Genomic DNA, 15051 nt, shown 5'->3' with positions numbered 1-15051 from the left:
AGGGGGTGGCGACTGTTTAACAAAAACACAGGGCTCTGCTAAGCCGTGAGGCGAAGTATAGGGTCTGACGCCTGCCCGGTGCCGGAAGGTTAAGAGGAGAGGTTCACGCCTTGAATCGAAGCCCCGGTAAACGGCGGCCGTAACTATAACGGTCCTAAGGTAGCGAAATTCCTTGTCGGGTAAGTTCCGACCTGCACGAATGGCGTAACGACTTCCCCGCTGTCTCCAACACCGGCTCGGCGAAATTGAATTCCCCGTGAAGATGCGGGGTACCCGCAGTTAGACGGAAAGACCCCGTGCACCTTTACTACAACTTTGCAGTGGCATTAGAGAATGGATGTGTAGGATAGGCGGGAGCCTTTGAAGCGCGGGCGCTAGCTCGCGTGGAGGCAACCTTGAAATACCGCCCTTTTGTTCTTTGATGTCTAACCGCGGTCTGTCATCCAGATCCGGGACCCTGCATGGTGGGTAGTTTGACTGGGGCGGTCGCCTCCCAAAGAGTAACGGAGGCGCGCGATGGTGGGCTCAGGCCGGTCGGAAATCGGCTGCTGAGTGCAATGGCACAAGCCCGCCTGACTGCGAGACTGACAAGTCGAGCAGGGACGAAAGTCGGCCATAGTGATCCGGTGGTTCCGCGTGAGTGGGCCATCGCTCAACGGATAAAAGGTACGCCGGGGATAACAGGCTGATACCACCCAAGCGTCCACAGCGACGGTGGTGTTTGGCACCTCGATGTCGACTCATCACATCCTGGGGCTGGAGCAGGTCCCAAGGGTTCGGCTGTTCGCCGATTAAAGTGGTACGTGAGTTGGGTTCAAAACGTCGTGAGACAGTTTGGTCCCTATCTGCTGTGGGTGTTCGAGACTTGAGAGGAGCCGTCCTTAGTACGAGAGGACCGGGATGGACGTACCTCTGGTGTACCAGTTGTGACGCCAGTCGCAGCGCTGGGTAGCTATGTACTGAAGGGATAAACGCTGAAAGCATCTAAGCGTGAAACCCGCCTCGAAACGAGGTCTCGCTGAGAGCCGTGGTAGACCACCACGTTGATAGGCCGCATGTGCAAGTGCAGTGATGCATTCAGCTTAGCGGTACTAATAGCTCGATCGGCTTGATTTCATTCGTTCCGTGCAGCGGTCGACATCCGCTGTTCGGCCTTGTACCCGAGACGTTGACCTCTGTGCGCTTCGACGACCTGGTGGCTGTAGCGAAGGGTGAACACCCGATCCCATTCCGAACTCGGCCGTGAAAACTTTCAGCGCCGATGGTACTGTGTCTCAAGGCACGGGAGAGTAGGTCGCTGCCAGGTCTTCCAAACGCGCGGAACCTCTTCCGATGAGGGCGAAGTAACCTTCGCCTAGATTTCAAAACTTTACGCATGGATTTGCCGCGGGGTGGAGCAGCCCGGTAGCTCGTCAGGCTCATAACCTGAAGGTCGTAGGTTCAAATCCTGCCCCCGCAACCAGTTCAAAAGGCCGTTCCCGCAAGGGGACGGCTTTTTGCTGTCGGGTTCGCATGGCAACCGGACGCTCTATCGATCGAGGCCGAGCTGGCCGAGATACGGCTGACGAGACGTCGGTTAGCGCCGGCCTCGCCACGAGCAGGCACCGTCGTCAGCCGCCCTTGCTCTCGTCGATCAGATCGAGGAAGTCATCCTCAACCCTGGCCTCCCACGTCTCGATGATGAAGGTTGCGGCGGCTCCCGCCATGCCGACGGCAAGCTGTGCATGGCGTGCCACGGGCCTTGCTGGCCGCCTGCCGTGGCCGTGCGCTTCATCAATCCTGCTGCGCAGGGAGCCAAGCCCTTCGATGACGCTCGCGGCGCCGACGAGGATGCGCTTGAATGCAGTCTCGGAGTGGTGTGTCGGAGCGAGGTTCAGTTGCTCGGCCGTCATCTTCACAAGCACCGGCAGATCCAACGTCTCCGAGTAAGTAATGTCACGCTCGTCGAGGACATGCTTGCATACCGTTTCGAGGAGTGTGCGCGCGCAGGCGATCGCGCCCTCGGGGTCCGAATGCCGTCGCTCGAGTGCCTCTTGCCAGACGGCGTAAACGCTCTCGGCATCAAGACTTTTCAGGGCGTCGGATGCCTTCGTCTCCCCGCGAGCGCCGACCGCCTGCAAGTGATCGAACAGCGGCGCCAGGGCGTCACGCACGTGCTTCCGCCGAGGCTCCCATTTCGGATCGATGTCCTTGATGTAGGACCACAGGTGCGGCAGATCGCGGTGCGCCAGGACGAACTCGGGCAGCCGCCGCTCGAGTTCCGGATCGCGGCGCATCACCCGTCGCAGTTCAATGTACGCATGGGCATCGGCCGGGCCGCGGTGGCCTTCGCACGCCCGGAGCAGCACAGTCTGGAGCAGCCGCGCGCGGCCTTCGGCGTCCTCCGGGATCGGGTCATTCACGTCGAATTCGTTGGACATGGAACCGGCGCCTCCCCGTGCATGAAGCGCGATCGGATGAGCATAGCTCAAAGGGCGAACCTGGTTTTGCAAAATCTTCGGCGGGCCGCCATTGGCAGTCCCGGTTTCTCGGGGCAGGAACCCCGACCCGATATCACATGGCCGCTTCGCGGGACGATCAGATGGTGCGGAAACCGCCGTCGGCCATGATGATGGAACCCGTGACGTAGGCCGACATGTCCGACGCGAGGAAGACGGCCGGGCCCGCGATGTCCGCGGGCTTGCCGGGACGGCCGAGCGGCGTGTGCCGCATGACCATGGCGACCATCTCCGGATTCCTGGCCCGCGCCTCGGCGTTGATCCTGGTCTCGATCAGCCCCGGGCCGATGGCGTTGACGCGCACGCCGTCCTTGCCGAGTTCCGCCGCCAGCGCCCGCGTGAACCCGAGCACGCCGTGCTTCGACGTCGTATAGGCGGCCGAGTTCGGCCAGCTCACATGCACGAACGACTGGATCGAGCCGATATTGACGATCCGTCCCCTGGTCGCCCGGAGCTGGTCGAGGAAGGCCTGCGTGACGTTGAACATGCCGTCGAGATTGATCGAGAGGATATCGTCCCAGTCCCGGGCCACGGCGGCGGCCTCGCCGGTGATCGGATTGCGGCGGTTGATGCCGGCATTGTTGACGAGAATCGAGATCTTGCCGCCGCGGCCGATTTCGGCCGCCGCGGCTTTGCAGGCCTCACGATCCGTCACGTCGAGCGCAATGGCCGATGCCGCGCCGCCTGCGGCCTCGATCAGGCCGATCGTCTCCTTTGCGCCATCGAGGTTGATGTCGAGGACGATCACGCGCGCGCCTTCCCGGGCGTAGGCCTGGCATATGCCCTGACCGATGCCCGATCCTCCGCCGGTCACGGCTGCAACGTGTCCCTCGAGAAGTCCTGCCATGGCTTGCTCCTGTCCACGTGCCGCATTCTTGCGTCTTCGCCAACAAAAGGGAACGACCCGATCGGCGACGATGCCTTGCCGTAGCCATTGGTGCGCCGCCGCTGACGATTCCCATATCTCCCGGCGACGCGCCCATGCGAGGTCAGGCGCATGGTTGTTGCCCCCGTAGAGGGGCACTCCTACAGTCGGGCAGGGGGAAATCGCAGAGGGGACCAGCCATGGACATCAAGCGCGTGCGCCGCCGCCAAGCCGTCTCGCTGATGGGAGGTGCTGCCGTCGCCGGCCTCACGAACGGGGCGTTCGCACAGGCCGAGCCACCGAAACCAGCCCAGATCGTCGTCAATCATTCCGGCGGGTCGATGGGCGCCGCGATGCGCAAGGCGTTCTTTAACGGCTTCGAGAAGAAGTATGGCATCCGCGTCGTCGAGACCTCGCCGGTCGATTTCGGCAAGCTGCGCGCCATGGTCGACTCCGGCAACGTCGAGTGGGACCTGACGGAAATTGGCGGCCAGGACGCGATCCGCGCGGGCAAGGCCAACCTCCTGGAGAAGATCGACACCAACCTCGTCGACCGCTCCAAATATCCGGCGACGGCGCAGAACCCCTTCGTCTTTGCCTCGTCAGTCTACACCACGATCATCGGCTACCGCACCGACGTCTTCAAGAACGGCAATCACCCCAAGACCTGGGCCGAATGGTGGGACGTCAAGACCTTCCCCGGCGCGCGCTCCATGCGCAACCATCCGACCGACAATCTCGAGTTTGCGCTGCTTGCCGACGGCGTGCCCAAGAACAAGCTCTATCCCATCGACTTCGACCGTGCCTTCAGGAAGCTCGACCAGATCAAGCCGCACGTCACCGCCTGGTGGTCGACCGGCCAGCAGCCTGCACAGCTCCTGCTCGACAAGGAGGTCGTGCTCGCGACCGGCTGGAACGGCCGTTTCTACGACATCATCAAGAAGGGGGCGCCCGTACAGGTCGAGTGGAACCAGGGGGCGTTGAAGCAGGGCAGCTTCGCTATTCCGCGCGGCGCCAAGAATCCCTATTGGGCCAACAAGATGCTGGCCGAGCTCGCCGTGCCGCAGCAGCAGGCCGTCTATGCGTCCGAGCTCGGTTATCCCGGTCTCAACCTCGAATCGCTGGATTTCGTCGATCCCAAGGTGAAGCCGTACCTGCCCACGGCCTATCTCGACAAGCAGTTCTGGATCAGCGACGAATGGTACGCCGAGAACGGCACCAAAGCGGCGGAGCTCTGGAACGCGTGGATGCTGAAAAACGGCTGATCCGCGCTTTGAGTATGCGTGCGGCTTCCGCCGAGCTGCGAGTCGAGGGCATCGGCAAGCGCTTCGGCGACGTGGTTGCGTTGGACCGCGTTTCGCTTGAGGTCGCCCAAGGCGAGCTTCTGACCATCCTGGGTCCGAGCGGATCGGGCAAGACCACCCTGCTCAAGGTCGTCGCGGGCTTCGAGGCGCCGGACGGTGGCAGCGTGAGGCTTGGTGGCGCCGAGATCACGTCACTGCCGGCGGCAAGGCGCGACATCGGCATGGTATTTCAGAACTACGCGCTGTTCCCGCATCTTACGGTCAAGGGCAACGTCGCGTTCCCGCTCGAGATGCGCAATGTTGCCAAGGCCGAGATCGACAAGCGGGTGACCGAGGCGCTGGCGATGGTCGAGCTCGAGGGCTACGAGGCGCGCCTGCCCCGGCAGCTTTCGGGCGGCCAGCAGCAGCGCGTGGCCCTTGCCCGAGCCATCGTGTTCAACCCGCGTTTGCTGTTGCTGGACGAGCCGTTCGGGGCCCTGGATCGCAAGCTGCGCGAGACCATGCAGCTCGAGGTGCGCCGCCTTCAGCGCCGCCTCGGCGTTACGACCATCTTCATCACCCACGACCAGGAGGAAGCACTCATCCTCTCCGACCGTATCGCCGTAATGCACCGCGGTGCGGTGCAACAGATTGCTACGACGACGGAGATCTACGAGCGCCCGGCCAACGACTTCGTCGCCGACTTCGTAGGCGAGAGCAACATCTTCCATGGAACGCTTTCGGCGCCGGGAACGGTCACGTTGCTTCGCGGCGGCACGCTCGCCGTCAGGAGCGACAAGCCCGTAGGCGCGGGAGTCGGCGTCCTGATGCGGCCGGAACGCTTTGGCCCCTCCGGTGCCAACCGGTTCGCCGGCGAGGTGATCGAGTCGGTCTATCTCGGTACGGGCTTCAAGCTGCGGCTGGCCTGCGAGGGTGGGATCGAGCTCTTGGTCCGCCAGCCTGCGCGCGGTCCGCTGCCCACGGCCGGTGCCAGGATCACCGTCGGCATCGACCCCGAGTCGGTCCATGTGTTCTAGGAACCGTGACCCCTTCGGCGCGCGCCGGCGTCATTTCGAGCGCCGCAAGGGATCCTTCGCCTCGCCCGGGACAGCCGGCGTGGCGCGGGGGTGCGCGCCATGAACAGATCGCTCTTGCCCGCGCTGCCCGCGCTGGTCCTGCTCGTCGCCGTCTTCCTGCTTCCGGTGCTACGCTTGCTGGGCGTCAGCCTCGAGGGCGGCACCCTCGACTGGTACGCCAAGGCGCTGGGGGAGGGACTCTATCTTCGCGTCTTCTGGAATACCTTCGAGATCGCGCTGCTGGTCACGCTGTTCTGCCTCCTGCTCGGCTATCCCCTGGGCTTCCTGATGGCGACGACTACGTCCGGTTGGGCGACCCTCGGCTTCATCTTCGTGGTGCTGCCGCTCTGGACGTCAGTGCTGGTCCGCACCTATGCCTGGATGGTGCTGCTCGGGCGAAACGGAGTCATCAACCGGATGCTTGTGGATGCCGGCGTCATCACCGATCCAATCCCGCTCCTGCACAATTTTGCCGGTGTCCTGATCGGCATGGTCCACGTCCTGCTACCCTATATGGTGCTGCCGATCTATGGCGCCGTGCGCAAGGTCGATCCGGCGATCCCGGCCGCGGCCGCGGGCCTCGGTGCCTCGGCGCCGGGCATCTTCTGGCGCGTCTGGTTGCCCCTCACGCTGAATGGCATCTTCGCCGGCTGCGTCCTCGTCTTCGTGCTCTCGCTCGGCTTCTTCATCACGCCGGCGCTGTTGGGCGGCGGCCGCGTCATCATGATCGCCGTGTTGATCGAGCAGCAGGTGCGCGAGGCGCTGAACTGGCCGTTTGCCGCGGCGCTCTCGGCCGTGCTGCTGGCCTTCACTCTTGTCGTCTACACGATCATGCAGCGCGTTAGCCGGCCGGAACGGGCGCAATGAGGCCCACCTGGAGCCGACGCCTCCTGGTCGCGGTATGCGCCCTGATCGACTTCTTCCTCATGCTGCCACTGCTCGTGGTCTTTCCGATCTCGCTCTCGTCGGCGCCCTATATGCAATTCCCGCCGCCCGGCCTCAGCTGGCAGTGGTACGAGCGCTATCTCGATGATCCGCAATGGATCGATTCGACCGGGCGCTCGGTCTATATCGGCGGCGCAACCGCCTTCCTCGCTCTTGCGCTCGGCGTGCCGCTTGCCTTCAGCCTGGTGCGCGGCCGCTTCATCGGCCGCGTGCTGGTCGACCGCCTCGCGCTCGCGCCGATCATCGTGCCCACCATAATCCTGTCCGTCGCGGTTTACGGCCTGTTCGCAAAGCTGAAGCTGATCGGCACCTGGTACGGACTCGTCGTCGTCCACACCGTGCTGGCGATGCCTTTCGTGGTGCTGGTGATCGCCGCCGGTCTGCGCGACTTCGACCATTCCCTGGAGCAGGCGGCCGAGGGACTGGGAGCCGGCCGCTGGCAGACGCTGCGCCGGGTAACGCTGCCGCTGCTTCGGCCAAGCCTCGTCTCGGCGGGGCTCCTGGCCTTCATCTCGTCCTTCGACGAGCTCGTCGTGGCGCTGTTTCTGGCGGGCGCGAACATGACGCTGCCCAAGAAGATGTTCGACAACATCATGATGGAGATCGACCCGACCATCGCGGCCGTTTCCGTCATGCAGATCTTGCTGGTGTCGGTGGTCCTGGTCCTGATCGGGCGCTTCGGTCGCGGCCTGAGAGATAGCGTCAGGTAACGAGCGTTCTCGAGTTCGTTGGAGGGAGTTATGCCCGATTCGGTGTTCCACAAGGATTTCAAGGCCATGCCTTGGTGGTGGGAGTGGTGGCATCCCTCCAGCGAGCTGTCGCAGGATCCACCGCTGAAAATCGACGTGCTCGTGGTCGGCGCGGGGTATGGCGGGCTCTCGACGGCACTCGAGCTCGCGCGGTCCGGGGTCGAGGTCGCCGTGCTGGAGCGCGGCGAGTTCGGGGTCGGCGCCTCGACGCGCAACGGCGGTGGCGTCAGCGGCGGTACGACCATGGGCAAGGGCTTTTCGGGCAAGGGCGTCGGCGGCGATCCCGAAGCGTGGAAGAGGATCATGGCGCGCATGCTCGCCGACGCTGCCGATTCGCTCACGCAGGTCGAGACCGTGATCCAGCGCGAGGGTATCGACTGCCACTGGCGCATGAACGGCCGCTTCTCCGGCGCCTATACGCCTCGCCACTACCGGGAGCAGGAGGCCAAGGTCGCAACCTACAACGCCGGGGCCAAGCTCGGCACCTACATGATCTCGCGCGACCGCCAGCGCGAGGAAATCGCCTCCGACTACTATTACGGCGGCATGGTCGTAGAGCGGACCGGCCAGCTCCACCCCGCCCTCTACTATGGCGGTCTGCTCGAGGCTGCGCACCGAGCCGGTGCCAAGCTGTGCGCCAACTGCGACGCCGAGAAGATCGAGCGCAAGACCGCGGGTTTCCGCGTGCTCACCAGCAAGGGACCGATCGAGGCCCGCGCGGTGGTGATCGCGACGAACGGCTATACCACCGAACTCACGCCGACCCTCAAGCGCCGCCTCGTGCCGGTGGCGAGCCACATCATCGCGACCGAGGAGTTACCCGAGGACCTGGTGCGGAGCCTGATCCCGAAGAACCGCGTTGTCTCGGATACCAAGCGCGTGCTCTGCTACTACCGTCAGTCGCCCGACAACAAGCGGGTGATCTTCGGTGGCCGCGCCCGCTTCACGCAGGTCCCACCCGAGGTCAGTGCGCCGGTGCTCCACCGCTACATGCTGGAGCGCTGGCCCCAGCTCAAGGGTGTGAGGATCACCCACGCCTGGACCGGCAACGTGGCATTCGCCTTCGATTTCCTGCCGCACATGGGCGAGGAGCAGGGGATGCACTACCTGATGGCGTGCAACGGCTCCGGCGTCGCGATGATGAGCTATCTCGGCTACCAGACCGCCCGCAAGATCGTTGGCGCCTCGAACGCGCCTGTGAATGCCTTCGACGGCCAGCCCTTTCCGACCGTGCCCTTCTACAACGGCAATCCGGAGTGGGTGCTGCCCCTCGTCGGCGCTTGGTACCGCAGCCGCGACTGGTGGGACCGCGTCACGGCATAGTCTTCCTTCTTCCTCAGGCGAGCAGCATTTGACCAACGGAACTTGTCGCGCATCCGTGTAGCTTCGATCGCGCCTTCTCGGTAGCCTCGGGCATGGGCTACGTCTTCGACCTCGGCAATCCCGCCACCAATTCCAATCCCTTTCCCGAATTCGCCCGGCTGCGGACCGAGGACCCGATCCACTGGTCGCCGGCGATGAAGGCGTGGATCGTCACGCGTTATGCCGACGTCAAGCACGTAGCCCTCAACAACAGGCAGATCTCGGCCGATCGGCTGACACCTTTCTTCAAGGCCAATCCCGAGTACCAGAGGGGCGCGATCGAGAGTCTGGTGCGCTACCTCAATCACTGGATGGTGTTTCGCGACCCGCCGGACCACACGCGCCTGCGCCGGCTGTTCAACAAGGCGTTCACGCCGACTTCGGTCGAAGATCTTCGGCCCAACGTCGAGAGCATCGTCGCCGAGCTGATCGAGGGCATGCGGACCAAGGCCAGGCATGATGGGACGGCCGACTTCATCGTCGACTTCGCCTACCCATTGCCCGCCTCCGTGATCATGGACCTCTTGGGTGTGCCGCGCGCCGATCTCGTCCGCATGAAAGTCTGGTCGGACGACATCGCGCTTTTCATCGGCACGGCCCAGGTGGCCGGCAACAAGTATTTGCGGGCAGAGGCTGGCGCCAGGGCGATGGCCGACTATTTCCGCGACCTGGTGGAGCGGCGCACGGCCGAGCCGGCGGCCGACATGATCAGCAAGCTCGTGACCGCGCGCGACGAGGCCGATGCGCTTACGACCGATGAGATCATCGGCACGTGTATCCTGCTGCTCTTCGCTGGCCACGAGACGACGACCAACCTCATCGGCAACGGCTTCCTCTATTCGATGCTCCATCGCGGGCAATGGGAACGCTTGATTGCCCAGCCGTCGCTCGTTGCCACGGCCGTCGAGGAATATCTGCGCTTTGATGGTCCGTCAGGCGCGCTCGCGCGCGTGGCGTCCGGCGACATCGAGATGGCGGGCAAGACCATCCGCGCCGGCGACCGCGTCTTCGCCTTCGTGAACTCGGCCAATCGCGATCCCGAGGCGTTCGAGGAGCCGGAACGCTTCGACATCGGCCGCGACCAGAATCCCCACCTGACGTTCGGTCACGGCATCCACTTCTGCCTCGGCGCGCCGCTTGCCCGGTTGGAGGCCCAGATCGCCGCGCGGCGGCTCAGCGAACGACTGCCGGGCCTCCGGCTCTCGGCCGGCGAACCGCAATGGCACGATTCGCTCATCCTGCGGGGCGTCAAGAGCCTGCCGGTTCGGCTCGGCTAGCCGGGCAAGCCCGGAGGCGGGCCGGGAAAGCTTGGCCTGTACGCCGGAAATCGTCGTTGGGCGCCCGCCATTCCCTTGACCGGCGTGATTTGCCTGTGGCTAGCTGATTTGACCGCGCCCTGCGAAACAGGGATGCGCCAAGAGCCGGTCGACCGGCCGAATTGGGGAGGGGAAGAAGCAGGGATGACCACGGCAGGGTCCAGCCACGGCTCAGAGGCTCTGGACACTTTTCCCAAGATGCTGGCAGCGCGCGCGCGCGCCGGCGGCGATCGGCCAGCCTATCGCGAAAAGGAGTTCGGCATCTGGCAGACGTACAGTTGGGCCCATGTTGCCAGCGAGGTCGAGCGGCTGGCGGCCGGTCTGGTCGTCCTGGGCTTCAGCCGCGGCGACAGGCTGATCGTGGTGGGCGACAATCGCCCGCGGCTGTACTGGGCGATCTGTGCGGCGCAGTCCCTGGGGGGCGTGCCCGTGCCGGTCTACCAGGATTCCGTCGCGGAGGAGCTCGCCTATGTCGTCGAACACGCCGGAGCCCGCTTCGCCATCGCCGAAAATCAGGAGCAGATCGACAAGCTTCTCGAGATCCGCAAGAGCGCACCGGCATTGTCGGTCCTGATCTACGACGATCCACGAGGCCTGCGTCACTACGAGGGTCTGCTGTCCTACAGCGAGGTACAAGAGCGCGGAACGAAGCTTTTGGCCGGGAGGCCGGAGTCGGTCGCCGCCGAAGCGGCCAAGGGATGCGGCGCCGACGACGCGATCATTCTCTACACGTCCGGCACCACGGGCCGCCCGAAGGGAGCGGTGCTGAGCTACGACAATCTTGTCTGGGCGGCCAGGGCTGGCGCTCACTTCGACGGCCTGAGGGAAGGCGATGAGCTTCTCTCCTATTTGCCGATGGCCTGGGTGGGCGATCACATCTTCTCCTACGCCCAGGGCTATGTCGTCGGCCTGGTAGTCAATTGCCCGGAGTCGGCCACCACAGTGATGAACGACCTGCGCGAGATCGGGCCGACCTATTATTTTGCGCCGCCACGCGTGCTCGAGAACCTGATCACCCAGGTCACCATCCGCATGGAGGATGCCGGCCTCGTAAAGCGCAAGCTGTTTCAGATCTTCGTCGGCCTGGCGCGTCGGATCGGTCCGGCTCTGCTCGACGGCAAGAAGGTATCGCTGGCGGATCGCCTGCTCTACCGGCTGGGCGATTTGCTGGTCTATGGACCGCTCAAGAATTCCCTGGGCATGAGCCGCGTTCGGGTCGCCTACACCGCGGGGGAAGCCGTCGGCTCCGAGATTTTCAGCTTCTACCGCGCGCTCGGCATCAACATGAAGCAGCTCTACGGCCAGACCGAGGCCTCGGTGTTCGTCACCATCCATCCCAACGGCGAGGTCTATTCCGATACGGTCGGCAAGCCGGTCTCGGATGTCGAGCTCAGGATCGGCAGCTCGGGCGAAGTGCTCTACCGCAGTCCCGGCGTATTCAAGGAATACTTCAAGAATCCCGAGGCGACGAACGACACGAAGACGGCCGACGGCTGGGTGCATACCGGCGATGCCGGCTATCTTGATGAGCGTGGCCACCTGCGCATCATCGACCGCGCCAGGGATGTCGGGAAGTTGAACGATGGTACGCTGTTTGCGCCGAAGTTCATCGAGAACAAGCTGAAGTTCTTTTCCCACATCAACGAGGCGGTTGTCTTCGGGCAAGGTCGCGACTTCGTCGCGGCATTCGTCAATATCGACATCACGGCGGTCGGCGATTGGGCCGAGCGACGCAATATCGCCTATGCGAGCTACCAGGAACTGGCGGGCCGGCCCGAAGTCTATGACCTGATCCAGGGCGAGATCGAACGCGTGAACCGCGACCTCGCCAATGATCCGCGCATGGCGGGCGCCCAGATTCGGCGTTTCCTGGTCCTTCACAAGGCGCTCGATGCCGACGATGGCGAGTTGACGCGTACGAACAAGGTACGACGTGGCTTCATCGGTGAACGCTACAAGCCCCTTGTCGAGGCGCTCTATGACGGCTCCAGGAGCGCCCATATGAAGGTCGGCGTCACATTCGAGGACGGCCGCAAAGGCACGATCGAGGGGACCGTGCAAATCCGCGATCTGGCGCCCCTGCCGGCGGCGCCACTCAAGAAGGCGAGCTGACCGAGATGGCCGACCGCGTGCGCTCCTTGACCGACGTCCTGCTCTCGGTCGAGAGCATCAGCCTGTCGTTCGGCGGGGTGAAGGCGCTGACCGACATCAGCTTCGATATCAAGAAAGGCGAGATTCGCGCCATCATCGGTCCCAATGGTGCCGGCAAGTCGTCGCTGCTGAACTGCATCAACGGCTTCTACCATCCGCAAGAGGGAGCCATCACCTACAAGGGGCAGCGCCGCTCGCGCATGCGGCCGCACGAGGCGGCCGAGCAGGGCATCGCCCGGACCTTTCAGAACATCGCGCTTTTTCGCGGTATGTCGACGCTCGACAACATCATGACCGGCCGCAACCTGGCCATGAGGACCGGCCTCTTCTGGCAGGCGTTGCGACTGGGACCGGCCGAGCGCGAGGAGATCGACCATCGCAAGGCGGTCGAGCGAATCATCGACTTCCTCGAGATTCAGCATATCCGCAAGGTGCCTGTAGGCCAGCTTCCGTATGGCCTGCAGAAGCGCGTCGAGCTCGGCCGCGCGCTCGCTGCCGAACCGGAGCTGCTGCTGCTCGACGAGCCCATGGCCGGGATGAACCTAGAAGAGAAAGAAGACATGTGCCGCTTCGTGCTCGATGTGAACGACGAGTTTGGCACGACCATCTGCCTGATCGAGCATGACATGGGCGTAGTCATGGACATCTCCGACCGCCTTGTCGTGCTCGACTATGGAAAGAAGATCGGCGATGGCCCACCTGAGGCGGTCAAGCACGACAAGGCGGTCATCGATGCCTATCTCGGCGTCAGCCATTAAGAGGACGCGACCATGGGCTTCTTCCTCGAGGTTCTGATCGGCGGCTTGCTGGCGGGCGTGCTCTATTCGCTGGTGGCGCTGGGCTTCGTGCTGATCTTCAAGGCTTCCGGCGTGTTCAATTTCGCGCAGGGCGCCATGGTGTTGACGGCGGCACTCGCTCTGGTCCGCGCCCTCGACGTCTTCGAGCAGTGGCATTGGCCATTTGCCGTCGCCCTGTTGTCGGCCTTTGTCTTCGCCGCGGTGATCATGGCGATCATCGCCTGGGCTGCGGAGCGACTGGTGTTGCGCAAGCTGGTGAACCAGGAAGGGATCATCCTCTTCATGGCCACCATTGGCGTCACCTTCTTCCTGGAGGGCCTGTCGCAGAGCCTGTTTGGCGCCGACGTCTATCCGCTCAACGTCGGCCTCCCCAAGGATCCGGTCTTCCTCCTCGAGTCGCTGTTCGATGGCGGCATCCTGGTGAACGAGCTCGACATCTGGGCCGCCGTGATCGCGGGCCTGCTGGTGGCCGGCCTGGCGCTATTCTTCCAGAGGACGCGCATCGGCCGGGCGCTGCGCGCCGTGGCGGACGACCACGCGGCCGCCCAGTCGGTCGGTATTCCATTGAACCAGATCTGGTTCATCGTTTGGCTGGTGGCGGGGCTGGTCGCCCTGGTGGCGGGAACCGTGTGGGGCAGCAAGCTGGGCGTGCAGTTCTCGCTCTCCCTGCTGGCGCTGAAGGCGCTGCCGGTGCTGATCCTGGGCGGCTTCACCTCGGTACCGGGCGCCATCATCGGCGGTTTGATCATCGGTGCGGGCGAGAAGCTTGCCGAAGTGTTCCTGGGCCCGTCGATGGGCGGCGGCATCGAGATCTGGTTCGCCTACGTCCTGGCGCTTCTGTTCCTGCTGGTCAGGCCGCAAGGCCTGTTCGGCGAGCGCATCATCGAGCGCGTGTGAGGGAGGAGCGTCGTGATCTACCGCGAAGCCGGCCAGTACAAGGCGAGCTACCAGGCCGATCAGGCGATCTTCCCGATCGCGCAGGACCGCTTGGCGATGCTGGCGCTGCTCGTCATCGCCTTCCTGGTCGTGCCTTTCGTTGCCAGCGAGTATGTCTATCGCGCGGTGCTGATTCCGACCGTGATCCTGTCCCTGGCGGCAATCGGACTGAATGTGCTGATGGGGTACTGCGGCCAGGTCTCGCTGGGCTCGGGCGCGTTCATGGGCATCGGTGCGTACGCCGCCTACAATCTGGCCATCCGCCTGCCGTTTCTCAATCCTTTCGTTTGCATCCTGTTGAGCGGCTTCGTCGCGGCGGCGGTCGGCATCGTCTTCGGCATCCCGAGCCTGCGCATCAAGGGCTTCTATCTCGCCTGCGCTACCCTGGCGGCGCAATTCTTTGGCGATTGGGCGTTCCTTCGCGTCAGGTGGATCACGAACGATACGCCTTCGGGCTCCGTCAATGCTCCGCCGCTGCAGCTCTTCGGCTGGGACCTGAGCTCGCCCACCGCGAACTACCTGGTGGCGCTCTGCTTCACCGTGGTCCTGGCGCTTGGCGTCAAGAACATCGTGCGCGGCCATATCGGCCGACAGTGGATGGCGATTCGCGACATGGACATCGCGGCCGAGATCATTGGCGTGCGGCCGATGTACGCCAAGCTGTCGGCCTTCGCCGTGTCGTCGTTCCTGATCGGCGTGGCCGGCGCCATGTGGGCCTTCCTCTACCTCGGTTCGTGGGAACCGGCGGCATTCGACATCGGCCGCTCCTTCACGCTCATGTTCATGGTCATCATTGGCGGACTGGGATCGATCCTGGGCAGTGCGCTCGGCGCCATCTTCATCGTGCTGCTGCCGATCTTTCTCAACCAGGCGCTGCCGCCTCTGGGAGCGGCCGTCGGCTGGCAGATCAGCACGGCGACGGTGTCCCATTTCGAATCGATGATCTTCGGCGCCCTCATCGTGTTTTTCCTGGTGGTCGAACCGCGCGGCCTGGCCCGCCTGTGGTCGATCGGCAAGGAGAAGCTTCGCTTGTGGCCCTTTCCGCACTGACGGAGAGAGGCTAGGGTTTCGGC

Annotated in this window: 12 protein-coding genes, 1 tRNA gene and 2 rRNA genes; 13 read left to right on the top strand and 2 right to left on the bottom strand. The window is 64.0% G+C overall.

Annotation, left to right across the window (positions count from 1 at the left end):
- The 3 genes from VH499_RS16075 to VH499_RS16065 form a co-directional block, all read left to right on the top strand.
- A 23S ribosomal RNA gene (locus VH499_RS16075) occupies positions 1-1116 on the top strand; the annotation flags it as partial.
- A gap of 75 nt (positions 1117-1191) precedes the next feature.
- Positions 1192-1306 (top strand): 5S ribosomal RNA (gene rrf / locus VH499_RS16070).
- 79 nt (positions 1307-1385) lie between these two features.
- Positions 1386-1462: transfer RNA gene (locus tag VH499_RS16065), tRNA-Met, on the top strand.
- Positions 1463-1610: 148 nt separating this feature from the next.
- On the opposite strand, the gene VH499_RS16060 is transcribed toward VH499_RS16065, so the two are convergent.
- A complete protein-coding gene (locus tag VH499_RS16060) occupies positions 1611-2420 on the bottom strand; it encodes an abortive infection family protein (protein ID WP_332053755.1) in 810 nt (269 codons plus the stop codon).
- A gap of 157 nt (positions 2421-2577) precedes the next feature.
- Positions 2578-3345 carry an SDR family NAD(P)-dependent oxidoreductase gene (locus VH499_RS16055; protein ID WP_332053754.1) on the bottom strand — a complete coding sequence of 256 codons (768 nt, stop codon included), beginning with the start codon at positions 3343-3345 and terminating at the stop codon, positions 2578-2580.
- Between the two features lie 218 nt (positions 3346-3563).
- On the opposite strand from VH499_RS16055, the gene VH499_RS16050 reads away from it, so the two are divergent.
- The 10 genes from VH499_RS16050 to VH499_RS16005 all read left to right on the top strand — a co-directional run bounded on the left by VH499_RS16050 (position 3564) and on the right by VH499_RS16005 (position 15028).
- Positions 3564-4628, top strand: a complete 1065-nt coding sequence (locus tag VH499_RS16050; RefSeq protein WP_332053753.1) for an ABC transporter substrate-binding protein — start codon at positions 3564-3566, stop codon at positions 4626-4628.
- A gap of 14 nt (positions 4629-4642) precedes the next feature.
- Positions 4643-5683: an ABC transporter ATP-binding protein gene (locus VH499_RS16045; RefSeq protein WP_332053752.1), complete on the top strand. Its 1041-nt coding sequence runs from the start codon at positions 4643-4645 to the stop codon at positions 5681-5683.
- Positions 5684-5782: 99 nt separating this feature from the next.
- Positions 5783-6589, top strand: a complete 807-nt coding sequence (locus VH499_RS16040) for an ABC transporter permease (protein WP_332053751.1) — start codon at positions 5783-5785, stop codon at positions 6587-6589.
- The gene (locus VH499_RS16035) at positions 6586-7377 is read left to right on the top strand and encodes an ABC transporter permease (protein WP_332053750.1); all 792 of its coding nucleotides are present in this window, start codon (positions 6586-6588) and stop codon (positions 7375-7377) included. The genes VH499_RS16040 and VH499_RS16035 overlap by 4 nt, the downstream gene beginning before the upstream one ends.
- Before the next feature lie 30 nt (positions 7378-7407).
- The gene (locus tag VH499_RS16030; RefSeq protein WP_332053749.1) at positions 7408-8739 is read left to right on the top strand and encodes an FAD-dependent oxidoreductase; all 1332 of its coding nucleotides are present in this window, start codon (positions 7408-7410) and stop codon (positions 8737-8739) included.
- A gap of 92 nt (positions 8740-8831) precedes the next feature.
- Positions 8832-10055, top strand: coding sequence for a cytochrome P450 (locus VH499_RS16025; RefSeq protein ID WP_332053748.1), 1224 nt, complete (start codon positions 8832-8834; stop codon positions 10053-10055).
- A 183-nt stretch (positions 10056-10238) separates the two neighbouring features.
- Positions 10239-12206 carry an AMP-binding protein gene (locus tag VH499_RS16020; protein ID WP_332053747.1) on the top strand — a complete coding sequence of 656 codons (1968 nt, stop codon included), beginning with the start codon at positions 10239-10241 and terminating at the stop codon, positions 12204-12206.
- A gap of 5 nt (positions 12207-12211) precedes the next feature.
- Entirely contained in the window at positions 12212-13003 is a 792-nt protein-coding gene (locus VH499_RS16015; protein WP_332053746.1) for an ABC transporter ATP-binding protein, read from the top strand.
- Between the two features lie 12 nt (positions 13004-13015).
- Positions 13016-13939 (top strand): branched-chain amino acid ABC transporter permease, encoded by a 924-nt coding sequence (locus tag VH499_RS16010; RefSeq protein WP_332053745.1) that lies wholly within the window; start codon positions 13016-13018, stop codon positions 13937-13939.
- Between the two features lie 12 nt (positions 13940-13951).
- Positions 13952-15028, top strand: coding sequence for a branched-chain amino acid ABC transporter permease (locus VH499_RS16005; RefSeq protein ID WP_332053744.1), 1077 nt, complete (start codon positions 13952-13954; stop codon positions 15026-15028).
- Positions 15029-15051 lie beyond the last annotated feature (23 nt).

It is taken from the genome of Reyranella sp. (assembly GCF_036558665.1).
Taxonomy (GTDB): Bacteria; Pseudomonadota; Alphaproteobacteria; order Reyranellales; family Reyranellaceae; genus Reyranella.
Note: the sequence above shows the minus strand (reverse complement) of the source record. Positions and strands in the feature narration are given on the sequence as shown.